This is a genomic window from Bacillus cereus group sp. MYBK15-3, assembly GCF_051916765.1.
GTDB classification, from domain to species: Bacteria; Bacillota; Bacilli; order Bacillales; family Bacillaceae_G; genus Bacillus_A; species Bacillus_A cereus.
In genome coordinates this window covers 14,129-28,518 of sequence record NZ_JBQAHG010000013.1, presented here as the reverse complement: position 1 = coordinate 28,518, position 14,390 = coordinate 14,129, and the positions used below count along the sequence as shown (strand labels likewise).

The window sequence follows — 14,390 nt, the reverse complement described above, 5'->3', positions numbered from 1 at the left end:
CGCTCGTTTTACATAATGAGAGTACTGGACATACTGACATGTGTAACAATATAAAGTGGCTTTTTTGCTACTTAAAATAAAAAAATCCAATCCATATATGGAAGGAGCAAGACACCAAATGGCAAGAGAGTTCTCTTTAGAAAACACTCGTAATATTGGTATCATGGCTCACATCGATGCTGGTAAAACAACAGCAACTGAGCGTATTCTGTACTACACAGGACGTATTCATAAAATCGGTGAAACTCACGAAGGTGCATCTCAGATGGACTGGATGGAGCAAGAGCAAGAGCGTGGTATCACAATTACTTCTGCTGCAACTACAGCACAATGGAAAGGTCATCGTGTAAACATCATTGATACTCCAGGACACGTAGATTTCACAGTAGAAGTAGAACGTTCTTTACGCGTACTTGATGGCGCTGTAGCAGTACTTGATGCGCAATCTGGTGTAGAACCACAAACAGAAACTGTTTGGCGTCAGGCTACTACTTACGGCGTACCTCGTATCGTATTCGTTAACAAAATGGATAAGATCGGTGCAGATTTCTTATACTCTGTAGGAACAATCCACGATCGTTTACAAGCAAACGCACATCCAATTCAGTTACCAATCGGTGCTGAAGATGAGTTCAATGGTATCATTGACCTTGTTGAAGAGTGTGCTTACATGTACGGTAACGATTTAGGAACAGACATTCAACGTGTTGAAATTCCTGAAGAGCACAAAGAATTAGCTGAAGAATACCGTGGAAAACTTATTGAAGCGGTAGCTGAGCTTGATGAAGAAATGATGATGAAGTACCTAGAAGGTGAAGAAATCACTGTAGAAGAGCTTAAAGCTGGTATCCGTAAGGCTACAACTTCTGTAGAATTCTTCCCAGTAATCTGTGGTTCTGCATTCAAAAACAAAGGTGTTCAAATTCTGTTAGACGCAGTTATCGACTACCTTCCATCTCCACTAGATGTACCTGCTATTAAAGGTACTCTACCGGATACAGATGAAGAAGTAGAACGTAAGTCTAGCGATGAAGAACCATTCGCAGCTTTAGCATTCAAAATCATGACTGACCCTTATGTTGGTAAGTTAACGTTCTTCCGTGTGTACTCTGGTGTGTTAAACTCTGGATCATACGTGAAAAACTCAACTAAAGGTAAGCGTGAGCGTGTAGGTCGTATCCTACAAATGCACGCTAACAGCCGTGAAGAGATTTCAACAGTTTACGCTGGTGATATCGCTGCTGCTGTAGGTTTAAAAGATACTACTACTGGTGATACTCTTTGTGACGAGAAGAGCCTTGTTATCCTTGAGTCTATGGAATTCCCAGAGCCAGTTATCTCTGTAGCTATCGAACCAAAATCTAAAGCTGACCAAGATAAAATGGGTACAGCATTATCTAAGCTTTCTGAAGAAGATCCAACATTCCGTGCTCACACTGACCAAGAAACTGGCCAAACTATCATCGCTGGTATGGGTGAACTTCACCTTGATATCATCGTTGACCGTATGCGTCGTGAATTCAAAGTGGAAGCAAACGTTGGTGCTCCTCAGGTAGCATACCGTGAGACTTTCCGCGCTGCTGCGAAAGTTGAAGGTAAGTTCGCTCGTCAATCTGGTGGTCGTGGACAATTCGGTCACGTTTGGATTGAGTTTGAACCTAACGAAGAAGGTAAAGGATTCGAATTCGAAAACAAGATCGTCGGTGGTGTAGTTCCTCGTGAATACATCCCAGCTGTTGGAGCAGGTCTTGAAGATGCACTTAAAAATGGTGTACTAGCTGGTTATCCACTAGTTGACATTAAAGCTGCATTAGTTGACGGATCTTACCATGATGTCGATTCATCTGAGATGGCGTTCAAAATCGCTGCATCTATGGCACTTAAAGCTGCGGTTTCTAAATGTAGCCCAGTAATTCTTGAGCCAATGATGAAAGTTGAAGTTGTAATTCCTGAAGAGTACATGGGTGACATTATGGGTGACGTAACATCTCGTCGTGGACGTGTAGAAGGTATGGAAGCTCGCGGTAACGCACAAGTTGTTCGCGCTATGGTTCCACTTTCTGAAATGTTCGGTTATGCAACGTCATTACGTTCTAACACTCAAGGACGCGGAACATTCTCTATGGTGTTTGACCACTATGAAGAAGTACCAAAGTCTGTTTCTGAAGAAATTATCAAAAAAAATAAAGGTGAATAATTGATTTTTATCGATTGTTCAAGTATAACTACTTATGTAAGCTTAGAAAGTGGGACGTAAGTTTCACTTTCTAGTCTAAATATAAAATAACCTATATAAACTAAGGAGGAATTTAGAATGGCTAAAGCTAAATTCGAACGTTCTAAACCCCATGTTAACATCGGTACAATCGGCCACGTTGACCATGGTAAAACTACATTAACTGCTGCGATCACTACAGTTCTTGCAAAAGCTGGTGGTGCTGAAGCACGCGGATACGATCAAATCGATGCTGCTCCAGAAGAAAGAGAGCGCGGTATCACAATCTCAACTGCACACGTTGAGTACGAAACTGAAACTCGTCACTATGCACACGTTGACTGCCCAGGTCACGCTGACTATGTTAAAAACATGATCACTGGTGCTGCTCAAATGGACGGCGGTATCTTAGTAGTATCTGCTGCTGATGGCCCAATGCCTCAAACACGTGAGCACATCCTTCTTTCTCGTCAAGTAGGTGTTCCTTACATCGTTGTATTCTTAAACAAATGCGACATGGTAGATGACGAAGAATTATTAGAATTAGTAGAAATGGAAGTTCGCGACCTATTATCTGAATACGGATTCCCAGGCGACGACATTCCTGTAATCAAAGGTTCTGCTCTTAAAGCTCTTCAAGGAGAAGCTGATTGGGAAGCAAAAATCATTGAATTAATGGCTGAAGTTGATGCTTACATCCCAACTCCAGAACGTGAAACTGACAAACCATTCTTAATGCCTGTAGAGGACGTATTCTCTATCACAGGTCGTGGTACAGTTGCTACTGGTCGTGTTGAGCGCGGTATCGTTAAAGTTGGTGACGTAGTAGAAATCATCGGTCTTGCTGAAGAAAATGCTTCTACAACTGTAACTGGTGTAGAGATGTTCCGTAAACTTCTTGACCAAGCTCAAGCTGGAGACAACATCGGTGCTTTACTTCGTGGGGTTGCTCGTGAAGACATCCAACGTGGACAAGTACTTGCAAAAAGCGGTTCTGTAAAAGCTCACGCTAAATTCAAAGCTGAAGTTTTCGTATTATCTAAAGAAGAAGGTGGACGTCACACTCCATTCTTCGCTAACTACCGTCCTCAGTTCTACTTCCGTACAACTGACGTAACTGGTATCATCCAATTACCAGAAGGTACTGAAATGGTAATGCCTGGTGACAACATCGAAATGACTATCGAACTTATCGCTCCAATCGCTATCGAAGAGGGAACTAAATTCTCTATTCGTGAAGGTGGACGTACAGTAGGTTACGGTGTAGTTGCTACTATCGTTGAGTAATCTTAACTGATATAAAAAAACCTAAGGGATTTTCCCTTAGGTTTTTTGTTTGCGTTTATATAAGGGAGAAGAGAGTGTTTTTTTTGTTTTGACGAGTTTCTTCTATAGTAATATAAAAACAACAAAAGATAATCCAGAAACTGTAAAATGAATTCTGTTAGATGAAAACTTGAAATTCTTTAAAGTGCCATGTATAATAGCAAAAGTAGAGAAAAGCAGATGCAAACAAAAAGATGCTTGCATCTAGACGAATAACATTGTATAATAGACAATGTTGGTCTTTGACTGCGATGAAGTGGAAGGTTGCTGACACACCCGGCCGCTTTGCCATGGCATGGTGTGGGGAAATTTCCATGGAGAAGGTCTATTTTAGAAATAGGCGAACGAAGGAGGGAAAATAATGGCAAAAGAAAAAATTCGTATCCGTTTAAAAGCTTACGATCACCGTATTCTTGATCAGTCAGCTGAGAAAATTGTAGAAACAGCTAAGCGTTCTGGGGCAACAGTTTCTGGTCCGATCCCATTACCAACTGAAAAAACTGTTTACACAATTCTTCGTGCTGTTCATAAGTACAAAGATTCTCGTGAGCAATTCGAAATGCGCACGCACAAACGTCTAATCGACATCGTGAGTCCTACTCCACAAACAGTAGATTCATTAATGCGTTTAGACTTACCATCTGGTGTAGATATCGAAATCAAACTATAATTTATATAACTTAAAAATGTAGGAGGTGTAACTCATGACCAAAGGAATCTTAGGAAGAAAGATCGGTATGACTCAAGTATTTGCTGAGAACGGTGAGTTAATCCCAGTAACAGTTATCGCTGCTAATCCAAACGTTGTTCTTCAAAAGAAAACAACTGAAACTGATGGCTACAATGCAATCCAGTTAGGATTTGAAGATAAACGTGAAAAGTTAACTAACAAACCTGAACAAGGCCACACTGCTAAAGCATCTACAACTCCTAAGCGCTTCATTCGCGAAATCCGCGATGCAGACGTGGACGGATTAGAGGTTGGTCAAGAGGTAAAAGTTGACGTATTCGCTACAGGTGAAATCGTTGATGTAACAGGAATTTCTAAAGGTAAAGGTTTCCAAGGTGTTATCAAACGCCACGGACAATCTCGCGGACCTATGTCTCATGGTTCTCGCTATCACCGTCGTCCAGGTTCAATGGGCCCAGTTGCTCCGAACCGTGTATTCAAAGGCAAAAAACTTGCTGGACGTATGGGTGGAGACCAAGTTACTATCCAAAACTTAGAAATCGTTCAAGTTGACACTGAGCGCAACTTATTACTAGTAAAAGGTAACGTTCCAGGTGCTAAGAAATCTCTTGTAGTTGTTCAAGGCGCTGTGAAGGTTAGCAAATAATTCACAATAGGAAGGAGGAATTCCAATGCCAAAAGTTACTGTATATAACCAAACTGGTTCACAGGTTGGTGAAATCGAATTAGCTGAAGCTATTTTCGGTATCGAACCAAATGAAGCTGTACTTTTCGAAGCTGTAATGATGCAACGTGCATCTTTACGTCAAGGTACACACAAAGTAAAAACTCGCTCTGAAGTTCGCGGTGGTGGTCGTAAACCATGGCGTCAAAAAGGAACTGGACGTGCTCGTCAAGGGTCTATCCGCTCTCCTCAATGGCGTGGTGGTGGTACGGTATTCGGACCTACACCAAGAAGCTATGCGTACAAACTTCCTAAGAAAGTTCGTCGTTTAGCAATCAAATCTGCATTAGCTACTAAAGTAGTTGAGAACAACATTGTAGTTCTTGAAGACCTAGTGTTAAATGCACCAAAAACAAAAGATATGCTAGCAGTACTTAAAGGATTAACTGTTGAGAAGAAAGCTCTTATCGTAACTGCTGATGCAAACGAATCTGTAGAGTTATCTGCTCGCAATATCCCTGGAGTAACAGTAATCACTGCTGATGGCGTAAACGTTTTAGACGTGCTTCATCATGATAAGCTAATCATGACAAAAGCGGCAGTGGAAAAAGTAGAGGAGGTGCTTGCATAATGAGAGATCCTCGTGATATCATTAAGCGCCCAGTTATCACTGAACGTTCTATGGAAATGATGGCTGAAAAAAAATACACGTTCGATGTGGACGTTAAATCTAATAAAACAGAAGTTAAAGATGCTCTTGAAGCGATCTTTGGTGTTAAAGTAGAAAAAGTGAACATCATGAACTACAAGCCGAAAGCAAAACGCGTTGGTCGTCACGCTGGTTTTACTAGCCGTCGTCGTAAAGCAATCGTTAAGCTAACTGCTGACAGCAAAGAAATCGAAATCTTCCAAGGCGTTTAATTCTTACTAAAGAAGGAGGGAAATTGAGATGGGAATCAAAAAGTATAATCCAACTACTAACGGTCGTCGTAATATGACTACGAATGATTTCGCTGAAATCACGACTGATAGACCCGAAAAGTCATTACTTGCTCCTTTAAGCAAGAAGGCTGGTCGTAATAACCAAGGTAAAATCACTGTACGTCATCAAGGTGGCGGACATAAGCGTCAATACCGTATCATCGACTTTAAGCGTAACAAAGATGGAATTCCAGGACGCGTTGCTACGATCGAATACGATCCAAACCGCTCTGCGAATATCGCATTAATTAACTACGTTGACGGTGAAAAACGTTACATTCTTGCTCCTAAATCTTTAGAAGTAGGTATGGAAGTTATGTCTGGCCCAGAAGCTGACATTAAAATCGGTAACGCATTACCATTAATCAACATTCCAGTAGGTACTGTTGTTCATAACATCGAGCTTAAGCCTGGTCGTGGCGGACAATTAGTTCGTTCTGCTGGTACATCTGCTCAAGTACTTGGTAAAGAAGGTAAATACGTACTTGTACGTTTAACTTCTGGTGAAGTACGTCTTGTATTATCTGCTTGTCGCGCTTCAATCGGTCAAGTAGGTAACGAACAACACGAACTTATCAAAATCGGTAAAGCAGGTCGCTCTCGCTGGTTAGGTAAACGCCCAACAGTTCGTGGTTCTGTAATGAACCCGGTTGATCACCCACACGGTGGTGGTGAAGGACGTTCTCCAATCGGACGTAAGTCTCCAATGTCTCCATGGGGTAAACCAACTCTTGGATTCAAGACTCGTAAGAAAAACAAAGCGTCTGACAAATTCATCGTTCGTCGTCGTAAAAAATAATGGGATTGTAGTACGGTTCATTTCTAGAACCGTACGCCAATCACGAAGGGAGGCACCAAAATGGCTCGTAGCTTAAAAAAAGGACCATTTGTCGATGATCACTTAATGAGCAAAATGGAAAAATTAGTTGCATCTGAGCAAAAACAAGTTGTTAAAACTTGGTCTCGCCGTTCAACAATCTTCCCTCAGTTCATCGGACACACAATCGCTGTATATGATGGTCGTAAACACGTACCTGTGTACATCACTGAGGATATGGTTGGCCATAAGTTAGGTGAATTCGCACCAACTCGTACGTACAAAGGTCACCTTGCTGACGATAAGAAAACTAGAAGATAATGAGAGGAGGCACTTCAATGCAAGCTAAAGCAGTAGCGAGAACAGTTCGTATTGCTCCTCGTAAAGTTCGTTTAGTAGTAGACTTAATCCGAGGTAAGCAAGTGGGTGAAGCGATTGCTATCCTTAACCACACACCAAAAACTGCTTCTCCAGTTGTAGAAAAAGTTTTAAAATCTGCAATCGCAAATGCAGAGCACAATTATGAGATGGACATTAACAACCTAGTTGTTGAAAAAGTTTTCGTTGACGAAGGTCCAACGTTAAAACGTTTCCGTCCACGTGCAATGGGTCGTGCAAGCCAAATTAACAAACGCACAAGCCACATCACAGTTGTGGTATCAGAAAAGAAGGAGGGATAATCGATGGGTCAAAAGGTTAATCCAATTGGTCTTCGTGTCGGCGTTATCCGTGACTGGGAATCTCGTTGGTTCGCTGAGAAAGATTACGCTACATTATTACATGAAGACATCAAAATCCGTGAGTACATTAATGTACGCTTAAAAGATTCTGCTGTTGCTAAAGTAGAAATCGAACGTGCAGCAAATCGTGTAAATGTTACAATTCACACTGCAAAACCTGGTATGGTAATTGGTAAAGGTGGTACTGAAGTTGAAGCACTTCGTAAAGCTCTTAACCAATTAACAGGCAAGCGTGTACACATCAACATTTTAGAAGTTAAGAGAGCTGATCTTAACGCTAAATTAGTAGGCGAAAACATCGCTCGTCAATTAGAAAACCGTGTATCATTCCGTCGTGCACAAAAGCAAGTTATTCAACGTGCTATGCGTGCAGGTGCTAAAGGTATTAAAACACAGGTTTCTGGTCGTCTTGGCGGAGCTGATATCGCTCGTGCAGAATCTTACAGTGAAGGAACTGTTCCACTTCATACACTTCGCGCTGATATTGACTATGCAGCAGTTGAAGCTGATACAACATACGGTAAATTAGGCGTAAAAGTATGGATCTACCGTGGAGAAGTCCTTCCTACAAAAAAGAAAGCTTCTGAGGAAGGAGGAAAATAATATGTTAATGCCAAAACGCGTAAAATATCGTAGAGAGCATCGTGGTAAAATGCGTGGTCGTGCTAAAGGTGGAACTGAAATTGCTTTCGGTGAATTCGGTTTACAAGCACAAGCTGCTTCATGGATTACAAACCGTCAAATCGAAGCTGCTCGTCGTGCAATGACTCGTTACATGAAACGTGGCGGTAAAGTATGGATTAAAATTTTCCCTTCTAAACCTTACACTGCAAAACCTCTAGAAGTACGTATGGGTTCCGGTAAAGGGGCACCAGAAGGCTGGGTAGCAGTAGTAAAACCTGGGAAAATTATGTTCGAAATCGCGGGTGTATCTGAAGAGGTAGCACGCGAAGCATTACGTCTTGCAGCTCACAAGTTACCTGTGAAATGTAAATTCGTAAAACGTGAAGAAAATGGTGGTGAATCTAATGAAAACTAATGATATTCGTGAATTAACCACTGCCGAAATCGAAACAAAAGTTAAAGCTTTAAAGGAAGAGTTGTTTAATCTTCGCTTCCAACTTGCTACAGGACAATTAGAGAATCCAACTCGCATTCGTGAAGTGCGTAAAGCAATTGCTCGTATGAAAACTGTAGTTCGTGAAAGAGAGATCGGAATTAATCGATAAATTGAGGGGAGGTTTGCATAGTGAGCGAACGTAACCAACGCAAAGTTTATACTGGTCGTGTAGTGTCTGACAAAATGGACAAAACGATTACAGTTTTAGTTGAAACTTACAAAACTCATTCCTTGTACGGAAAACGTGTTAAGTATTCTAAGAAGTACAAAGCCCATGATGAGCAAAACCAAGCGAAACTTGGCGATATCGTTAAAATCATGGAAACTCGCCCGCTTTCTGCTACTAAGCGTTTCCGTTTAGTTGAAATCGTTGAAGAAGCGGTTATTATCTAAATAGACGAATCGGAATTTTTAGTCCGAAGGGAGGTTTCATAACATGATCCAACAAGAATCTCGTTTGAAAGTTGCTGACAACTCTGGTGCACGTGAACTTTTAACAATTAAAGTATTAGGCGGCTCTGGTCGTAAATATGCTAACATTGGTGACATTATCGTTGCTACGGTAAAACAAGCAACACCAGGTGGCGTTGTTAAAAAAGGTGACGTTGTTAAAGCAGTAGTGGTACGTACGAAGAGCGGAGCTCGTCGTCCGGACGGTTCTTACATCAAATTTGATGAAAACGCAGCGGTTATCATTAAAGACGATAAGAGCCCACGTGGTACTCGTATCTTCGGACCAGTAGCTCGTGAATTACGTGATAGCAACTTCATGAAGATCGTTTCTTTAGCTCCAGAAGTTCTATAATTTAAGGTATTGCCTTGCTAAGGAGGTGCAGAATTAAGATGCATGTAAAAAAAGGTGATAAAGTACAGGTAATCACTGGTAAAGACAAAGGAAAACAAGGCGTTATCCTTGTGGCTTTCCCAAAGCAAAACCGTGTTATCGTTGAGGGTGTCAATATCGTTAAGAAGCACTCTAAGCCATCTCAATTAAATCCACAAGGTGGAATTATTACTAAAGAAGCACCTATTCACGTTTCTAACGTTATGATTTTAGATCCGAAAACAGGTGAACCTACTCGTGTAGGCTTCAAAGTAGAAGATGGTAAAAAAGTTCGTATTGCAAAAAAATCTGGTGAATTATTAGATAAATAATTTTCTTAAGAAAGGAGGTCACTTCATTGAATCGCCTTAAAGAGAAGTTCCAAAAGGAAATTACTCCTGCTCTAGTGAGCAAGTTTAACTATAAATCTGTAATGCAGGTACCAAAAATCGAAAAGATCGTAATCAACACTGGTGTTGGTGACGCGGTATCTAACTCAAAAGCGTTAGACAACGCAGTAGAAGAATTAACACAAATCACAGGTCAAAAACCTGTTGTAACTCGTGCTAAAAAATCAATCGCTGGTTTCCGTCTTCGTGAAGGTATGCCAATCGGTGCGAAAGTAACTTTACGCGGCGAGCAAATGTATGAGTTCTTCGACAAATTAGTATCAGTTTCTTTACCACGTGTACGTGATTTCCGTGGTGTTTCTAAGAAATCATTCGATGGTCGTGGAAACTATACATTAGGTGTTAAAGAGCAACTTATTTTCCCTGAGATTGATTATGATAAAGTAAGCAAAGTCCGCGGTATGGACATCGTAATCGTTACTACAGCGAAAACTGATGAAGAAGCTCGTGAACTTTTAACACAATTCGGTATGCCATTCCAAAAATAATGGAAGCCAACGCTAAGTAGAGGAGGCGAAAACGTGGCTAAAAAATCTATGATAGCGAAACAAAAGCGTACTCCTAAGTTTAAAGTACAAGAGTATACACGTTGCGAACGCTGCGGTCGTCCGCATTCTGTATACCGCAAATTTAAACTTTGCCGTATTTGTTTCCGTGAACTTGCATATAAAGGTCAAATTCCTGGTGTTAAAAAAGCTAGTTGGTAAAACCCACAAATGGGAAGGAGGTAAAACACATGGTGATGACAGATCCAATTGCAGACATGCTTACTCGCATCCGTAATGCGAACATGGTACGTCATGAGAAATTAGAGGTTCCTGCTTCTAAAATCAAAAAAGAGATCGCTGAACTTTTAAAACGTGAAGGTTTCATTCGTGATGTAGAATACATCGAGGATAACAAACAAGGTATCCTTCGTATTTTCCTGAAATATGGTGCAAACAATGAACGTGTAATCACTGGATTAAAACGTATCAGTAAACCTGGCTTACGCGTTTACGCTAAAGCTGACGAAGTACCACGTGTACTTAACGGATTAGGTATCGCTCTTGTTTCTACATCTAAGGGAGTAATGACAGACAAAGACGCTCGTCAATTACAAACTGGTGGAGAAGTAGTAGCATACGTTTGGTAATATATATTTAAAACGAACGGAGGTGTGACCACATGTCTCGTATTGGTAAAAAGATTCTTGAAATCCCTGCAGGTGTTACTATTACAGTTGCAGAAGACAATACTGTAACAGTAAAAGGCCCTAAAGGTGAATTAACTCGTACTTTCAATGCTGATATGCTTATCAAAATTGAAGAGAATACATTAACAGTTGAGCGTCCATCTGAACAGAAGGAACACCGTGCATTACACGGTACAACTCGTGCTTTAATCGGAAACATGGTTGAAGGTGTAACTGAAGGTTTCGCACGCGGACTTGAATTAGTCGGTGTTGGTTACCGTGCTCAAAAACAAGGTGATAAACTTGTATTAAGCGTAGGTTATTCTCATCCAGTAGAAATGACTCCGGAAGCAGGTCTTGAAGTTGAAGTACCTGCACCAACTAAGATCGTAATTAAAGGTATCGACAAGCAACGTGTTGGCGAATTCGCTGCTAACATCCGTGCTGTACGTGCTCCTGAGCCTTACAAAGGTAAAGGTATTCGTTACGAAGGCGAAGTTGTTCGTCGTAAAGAAGGTAAAACTGCTAAGTAAACCCGTTAGGTGAGAGAAAGGAGTGACAAGAATGATCACTAAAGCTGATAAAAATGCGACTCGTAAGAAAAGACATGCACGTGTACGTGCTAAACTTACTGGTACTGCAGAGCGTCCACGTTTAAACGTGTTCCGTTCTAACCAACATATTTACGCTCAAGTTATTGATGATGTGAATGGTGTAACGTTAGTAAGTGCATCTACTCTTGATAAAGACCTTGCTCTTAACGGTACTAGCAATATTGAAGCTGCTACGAAAGTTGGAGAATCAGTTGCTAAGCGTGCTGTAGAGAAAGGCGTTAAAGAAGTAGTATTTGATCGCGGTGGTTACTTATACCATGGCCGTGTTAAAGCTCTAGCTGAAGCTGCTCGTGAGGCTGGATTACAATTTTAATGGTCAAAGGAGGGAAAATTGATGCATCGCATTGACCCAAGTAAATTAGAACTTGAAGAACGTGTAGTTACGATAAATCGTGTCGCGAAAGTTGTTAAGGGTGGTCGTCGTTTCCGCTTTGCTGCACTAGTTGTAGTTGGCGATAAAAACGGTCATGTTGGATTCGGTACTGGTAAAGCACAAGAGGTACCAGACGCAATCCGTAAAGCTATCGAAGACGCTAAGAAAAACTTAATCGCTGTACCATTAGTTGGTACAACAATTCCACACACAATCAACGGTCATTTTGGCGCTGGTGAAGTATTCTTAAAACCTGCTGCTGAGGGTACTGGTGTTATTGCTGGTGGACCTGTTCGTGCGGTCCTTGAATTAGCTGGTGTACAAGATATTCTTTCGAAATCTCTTGGTTCTAACACACCAATCAACATGATTCGCGCTACTGTGAACGGATTAAGCGAACTTAAGCGCGCTGAAGATGTTGCAAAATTACGCGGTAAATCTGTAGAAGAGCTACTAGGTTAAGGAGGGAAAACAAATGGCGAAAAAGTTAGAAATTACCCTCACTCGTAGTGTAATTGGTCGTCCACAAGATCAACGTGCGACGGTAGAAGCTTTAGGTCTTAAAAAGTTGAATTCAACTGTAGTTAAGGAAGAAACTCCTGCTATTCTTGGTATGATCAACAAAGTTTCTCACCTTGTAACTGTAAAAGAAGCTTAAGGATAACTCATTAATATAAGGAGGTGCCTGGGAATGAAACTTCATGAATTAAAACCTGCAGAAGGTTCTCGTAAAGTACGTAACCGTGTCGGTCGTGGTATCGGTTCTGGTAACGGTAAAACTGCTGGTAAAGGTCATAAAGGACAAAACGCACGTTCTGGCGGCGGTGTTCGTCTTGGCTTCGAAGGTGGTCAAACTCCATTATTCCGTCGTTTACCAAAACGCGGCTTCACAAACATTAACCGTAAAGAGTTTGCTATTGTAAACTTATCAACGTTAAATCGTTTTGAAGATGGTACAGAAGTAACACCTGAATTATTGCTGGAAACTGGCGTTATCAGCAAGTTAAACGACGGTGTTAAAGTTCTTGCAAGCGGAGCAGTAGAGAAAAAACTAACTGTTAAAGCGCACAAGTTCTCTTCAAGTGCTAAAGAAGCAATTGAAGCAGCTGGCGGATCAGTTGAGGTGATCTAATGTTTCGTACAATCTCCAACTTTATGCGCGTTGCTGAGATAAGACGTAAAATATTATTCACTTTAGCGATGTTAATCGTATTCAGGATTGGCACGTTTATCCCCGTGCCATTTACAAATGGAGACGTACTGAAGGCACAAGATCAATTAAATGCTTTAGGTATTCTAAATACATTTGGCGGTGGAGCCTTGAAAAACTTCTCCATCTTTGCGATGGGAATCATGCCGTATATTACAGCATCCATCATCGTGCAATTATTGCAGATGGATGTTGTTCCTAAATTTTCGGAATGGTCGAAGCAAGGTGAAATGGGCCGTCGTAAATTAACGCAATTCACGCGTTACTTTACAATTGTTCTTGCGTTTATTCAGGGGTTTGGTATGTCAATCGGTTTTAACGGTATGGTAGGTGGACAATTAATTTTGAATCCAGGTTGGAGCACTTATTTATACATTGCTACGGTACTGACTGCTGGTACTGCATTTTTAATGTGGTTAGGTGAACAGATTACAGCTAAAGGTGTAGGTAATGGTATTTCCATCCTTATCTTTGGCGGTATTGCCGCAGCGATCCCAAGTGTTATATCTCAAGTGTATCAGCAACAGTTTCAAAATATCGGAGATCAATTGTTCATGAGTATCGTTAAAGTTGCATTGATTTTACTAGCTGTGCTAGCAGTTATTGTGGGTGTTATTTTCATTCAACAGGCTGTTAGAAAGATCCCAATTCAATATGCGAAGCGTGTAACAGGAGGAAATGGTGGTTATGCTGGAGCACAAAACACACATTTACCGCTTAAGGTAAATAGTGCTGGTGTTATTCCAGTAATTTTTGCTGTTTCATTCTTAATTACGCCTCCGACTATTGCACAGTTCTTCCCGAAACATGATGTATCGCAGTGGATTATTGCAAACTTTAACTATTCTCACCCAGTGGGAATGATCATATATGTTGCGCTCATTGTAGCCTTCACATATTTCTATGCATTTGTTCAGGTTAATCCAGAGCAAATGTCAGAGAATCTAAACAAGCAAGGTGGATATGTTCCAGGTATTCGTCCGGGTAAGAATACGGAACAATATCTAACAAAAATCTTGTATCGTTTGACCTTTGTAGGATCAATTTTCCTAGCAGCGATTGCAATCTTACCAGTTATCTTTACGAAATTGGGAAATCTTCCTCCATCTGCACAGATCGGTGGAACGAGTATGTTAATCGTTGTCGGCGTTGCTTTAGAAACAATGAAGCAGCTAGAAAGCCAACTGGTAAAACGCCATTACAAAGGGTTTATCAAGCAGTGAGTAAGTGGG

24 protein-coding genes are annotated in these 14,390 nt (G+C 41.0%); all 24 read left to right on the top strand.

Features of this window, described 5'->3' with window-relative positions:
• Positions 1–118: 118 nt before the first annotated feature.
• The 24 genes from fusA to secY all read left to right on the top strand — a co-directional run bounded on the left by fusA (position 119) and on the right by secY (position 14,381).
• Positions 119–2,197, top strand: a complete 2,079-nt coding sequence (fusA, locus tag ACTFR8_RS29345; protein ID WP_000090370.1) for an elongation factor G — start codon at positions 119–121, stop codon at positions 2,195–2,197.
• Between the two features lie 117 nt (positions 2,198–2,314).
• Positions 2,315–3,502 (top strand): elongation factor Tu, encoded by a 1,188-nt coding sequence (gene tuf, locus ACTFR8_RS29340; RefSeq protein ID WP_001029614.1) that lies wholly within the window; start codon positions 2,315–2,317, stop codon positions 3,500–3,502.
• 400 nt (positions 3,503–3,902) lie between these two features.
• Positions 3,903–4,211 (top strand): 30S ribosomal protein S10, encoded by a 309-nt coding sequence (gene rpsJ, locus ACTFR8_RS29335; RefSeq protein WP_001040596.1) that lies wholly within the window; start codon positions 3,903–3,905, stop codon positions 4,209–4,211.
• A gap of 34 nt (positions 4,212–4,245) precedes the next feature.
• Positions 4,246–4,878, top strand: a complete 633-nt coding sequence (gene rplC, locus ACTFR8_RS29330) for a 50S ribosomal protein L3 (protein ID WP_000160207.1) — start codon at positions 4,246–4,248, stop codon at positions 4,876–4,878.
• A 25-nt stretch (positions 4,879–4,903) separates the two neighbouring features.
• Positions 4,904–5,527, top strand: coding sequence for a 50S ribosomal protein L4 (gene rplD, locus ACTFR8_RS29325; RefSeq protein ID WP_001127258.1), 624 nt, complete (start codon positions 4,904–4,906; stop codon positions 5,525–5,527).
• The gene (rplW, locus tag ACTFR8_RS29320; RefSeq protein WP_001205558.1) at positions 5,527–5,817 is read left to right on the top strand and encodes a 50S ribosomal protein L23; all 291 of its coding nucleotides are present in this window, start codon (positions 5,527–5,529) and stop codon (positions 5,815–5,817) included. Before rplD ends, rplW begins: the two co-directional genes overlap by 1 nt.
• 28 nt (positions 5,818–5,845) lie before the next feature.
• Positions 5,846–6,676 (top strand): 50S ribosomal protein L2, encoded by an 831-nt coding sequence (rplB, locus tag ACTFR8_RS29315; protein WP_000511583.1) that lies wholly within the window; start codon positions 5,846–5,848, stop codon positions 6,674–6,676.
• Between the two features lie 60 nt (positions 6,677–6,736).
• A complete protein-coding gene (gene rpsS / locus ACTFR8_RS29310) occupies positions 6,737–7,015 on the top strand; it encodes a 30S ribosomal protein S19 (protein WP_000124454.1) in 279 nt (92 codons plus the stop codon).
• A 17-nt stretch (positions 7,016–7,032) separates the two neighbouring features.
• Complete coding sequence (gene rplV, locus ACTFR8_RS29305) at positions 7,033–7,374, top strand: 50S ribosomal protein L22 (RefSeq protein WP_001148024.1); 342 nt, start codon at positions 7,033–7,035, stop codon at positions 7,372–7,374.
• A 3-nt stretch (positions 7,375–7,377) separates the two neighbouring features.
• Positions 7,378–8,037 (top strand): 30S ribosomal protein S3, encoded by a 660-nt coding sequence (rpsC, locus tag ACTFR8_RS29300; protein ID WP_000529956.1) that lies wholly within the window; start codon positions 7,378–7,380, stop codon positions 8,035–8,037.
• Between the two features lies 1 nt (position 8,038).
• A complete protein-coding gene (rplP, locus tag ACTFR8_RS29295; protein ID WP_000928969.1) occupies positions 8,039–8,473 on the top strand; it encodes a 50S ribosomal protein L16 in 435 nt (144 codons plus the stop codon).
• Positions 8,463–8,663: a 50S ribosomal protein L29 gene (gene rpmC / locus ACTFR8_RS29290; protein WP_000855718.1), complete on the top strand. Its 201-nt coding sequence runs from the start codon at positions 8,463–8,465 to the stop codon at positions 8,661–8,663. The genes rplP and rpmC overlap by 11 nt, the downstream gene beginning before the upstream one ends.
• Before the next feature lie 20 nt (positions 8,664–8,683).
• A complete protein-coding gene (gene rpsQ, locus ACTFR8_RS29285) occupies positions 8,684–8,947 on the top strand; it encodes a 30S ribosomal protein S17 (RefSeq protein WP_000004106.1) in 264 nt (87 codons plus the stop codon).
• Positions 8,948–8,990: 43 nt separating this feature from the next.
• Complete coding sequence (gene rplN / locus ACTFR8_RS29280) at positions 8,991–9,359, top strand: 50S ribosomal protein L14 (protein ID WP_000615912.1); 369 nt, start codon at positions 8,991–8,993, stop codon at positions 9,357–9,359.
• Between the two features lie 38 nt (positions 9,360–9,397).
• Positions 9,398–9,709, top strand: a complete 312-nt coding sequence (gene rplX, locus ACTFR8_RS29275; protein ID WP_000558200.1) for a 50S ribosomal protein L24 — start codon at positions 9,398–9,400, stop codon at positions 9,707–9,709.
• A 26-nt stretch (positions 9,710–9,735) separates the two neighbouring features.
• Entirely contained in the window at positions 9,736–10,275 is a 540-nt protein-coding gene (rplE, locus tag ACTFR8_RS29270) for a 50S ribosomal protein L5 (protein WP_001080831.1), read from the top strand.
• Positions 10,276–10,308: 33 nt separating this feature from the next.
• Positions 10,309–10,494 (top strand): 30S ribosomal protein S14, encoded by a 186-nt coding sequence (gene rpsN / locus ACTFR8_RS29265; protein WP_001085700.1) that lies wholly within the window; start codon positions 10,309–10,311, stop codon positions 10,492–10,494.
• Between the two features lie 29 nt (positions 10,495–10,523).
• Positions 10,524–10,922, top strand: coding sequence for a 30S ribosomal protein S8 (gene rpsH / locus ACTFR8_RS29260; protein ID WP_000245511.1), 399 nt, complete (start codon positions 10,524–10,526; stop codon positions 10,920–10,922).
• Positions 10,923–10,954: 32 nt separating this feature from the next.
• A complete protein-coding gene (gene rplF / locus ACTFR8_RS29255) occupies positions 10,955–11,494 on the top strand; it encodes a 50S ribosomal protein L6 (protein WP_000086558.1) in 540 nt (179 codons plus the stop codon).
• Positions 11,495–11,525: 31 nt separating this feature from the next.
• On the top strand, positions 11,526–11,888 hold the full coding sequence (rplR, locus tag ACTFR8_RS29250; RefSeq protein ID WP_000628816.1) for a 50S ribosomal protein L18: 363 nt from the start codon (positions 11,526–11,528) through the stop codon (positions 11,886–11,888).
• 21 nt (positions 11,889–11,909) lie between these two features.
• Complete coding sequence (gene rpsE / locus ACTFR8_RS29245) at positions 11,910–12,410, top strand: 30S ribosomal protein S5 (protein ID WP_000554646.1); 501 nt, start codon at positions 11,910–11,912, stop codon at positions 12,408–12,410.
• Positions 12,411–12,423: 13 nt separating this feature from the next.
• Entirely contained in the window at positions 12,424–12,606 is a 183-nt protein-coding gene (gene rpmD / locus ACTFR8_RS29240; RefSeq protein ID WP_001085234.1) for a 50S ribosomal protein L30, read from the top strand.
• Positions 12,607–12,639: 33 nt separating this feature from the next.
• Positions 12,640–13,080, top strand: a complete 441-nt coding sequence (gene rplO, locus ACTFR8_RS29235) for a 50S ribosomal protein L15 (protein WP_000766081.1) — start codon at positions 12,640–12,642, stop codon at positions 13,078–13,080.
• The gene (gene secY / locus ACTFR8_RS29230) at positions 13,080–14,381 is read left to right on the top strand and encodes a preprotein translocase subunit SecY (protein WP_000490117.1); all 1,302 of its coding nucleotides are present in this window, start codon (positions 13,080–13,082) and stop codon (positions 14,379–14,381) included. The genes rplO and secY overlap by 1 nt, the downstream gene beginning before the upstream one ends.
• Positions 14,382–14,390: the final 9 nt, after the last annotated feature.

Excerpts from the sequence above, each read along its gene's own strand:
- rpsE (WP_000554646.1), top strand. The coding sequence starts at position 11,910 with ATGCATCGCATTGACCCAAGTAAATTAGAACTTGAAGAACGTGTAGTT.
- rplB (WP_000511583.1), top strand. The coding sequence starts at position 5,846 with ATGGGAATCAAAAAGTATAATCCAACTACTAACGGTCGTCGTAATATG.
- rplF (WP_000086558.1), top strand. The coding sequence starts at position 10,955 with ATGTCTCGTATTGGTAAAAAGATTCTTGAAATCCCTGCAGGTGTTACT.
- secY (WP_000490117.1), top strand. The coding sequence starts at position 13,080 with ATGTTTCGTACAATCTCCAACTTTATGCGCGTTGCTGAGATAAGACGT.
- rplC (WP_000160207.1), top strand. The coding sequence starts at position 4,246 with ATGACCAAAGGAATCTTAGGAAGAAAGATCGGTATGACTCAAGTATTT.
- tuf (WP_001029614.1), top strand. The coding sequence starts at position 2,315 with ATGGCTAAAGCTAAATTCGAACGTTCTAAACCCCATGTTAACATCGGT.
- rplV (WP_001148024.1), top strand. The coding sequence starts at position 7,033 with ATGCAAGCTAAAGCAGTAGCGAGAACAGTTCGTATTGCTCCTCGTAAA.
- rpsH (WP_000245511.1), top strand. The coding sequence starts at position 10,524 with ATGGTGATGACAGATCCAATTGCAGACATGCTTACTCGCATCCGTAAT.
- rplN (WP_000615912.1), top strand. The coding sequence starts at position 8,991 with ATGATCCAACAAGAATCTCGTTTGAAAGTTGCTGACAACTCTGGTGCA.
- rplD (WP_001127258.1), top strand. The coding sequence starts at position 4,904 with ATGCCAAAAGTTACTGTATATAACCAAACTGGTTCACAGGTTGGTGAA.
- fusA (WP_000090370.1), top strand. The coding sequence starts at position 119 with ATGGCAAGAGAGTTCTCTTTAGAAAACACTCGTAATATTGGTATCATG.
- rplR (WP_000628816.1), top strand. The coding sequence starts at position 11,526 with ATGATCACTAAAGCTGATAAAAATGCGACTCGTAAGAAAAGACATGCA.
- rpmC (WP_000855718.1), top strand. The coding sequence starts at position 8,463 with ATGAAAACTAATGATATTCGTGAATTAACCACTGCCGAAATCGAAACA.
- rplO (WP_000766081.1), top strand. The coding sequence starts at position 12,640 with ATGAAACTTCATGAATTAAAACCTGCAGAAGGTTCTCGTAAAGTACGT.
- rpsS (WP_000124454.1), top strand. The coding sequence starts at position 6,737 with ATGGCTCGTAGCTTAAAAAAAGGACCATTTGTCGATGATCACTTAATG.
- rpsJ (WP_001040596.1), top strand. The coding sequence starts at position 3,903 with ATGGCAAAAGAAAAAATTCGTATCCGTTTAAAAGCTTACGATCACCGT.
- rplW (WP_001205558.1), top strand. The coding sequence starts at position 5,527 with ATGAGAGATCCTCGTGATATCATTAAGCGCCCAGTTATCACTGAACGT.
- rpsC (WP_000529956.1), top strand. The coding sequence starts at position 7,378 with ATGGGTCAAAAGGTTAATCCAATTGGTCTTCGTGTCGGCGTTATCCGT.
- rpmD (WP_001085234.1), top strand. The coding sequence starts at position 12,424 with ATGGCGAAAAAGTTAGAAATTACCCTCACTCGTAGTGTAATTGGTCGT.
- rplX (WP_000558200.1), top strand. The coding sequence starts at position 9,398 with ATGCATGTAAAAAAAGGTGATAAAGTACAGGTAATCACTGGTAAAGAC.
- rplP (WP_000928969.1), top strand. The coding sequence starts at position 8,039 with ATGTTAATGCCAAAACGCGTAAAATATCGTAGAGAGCATCGTGGTAAA.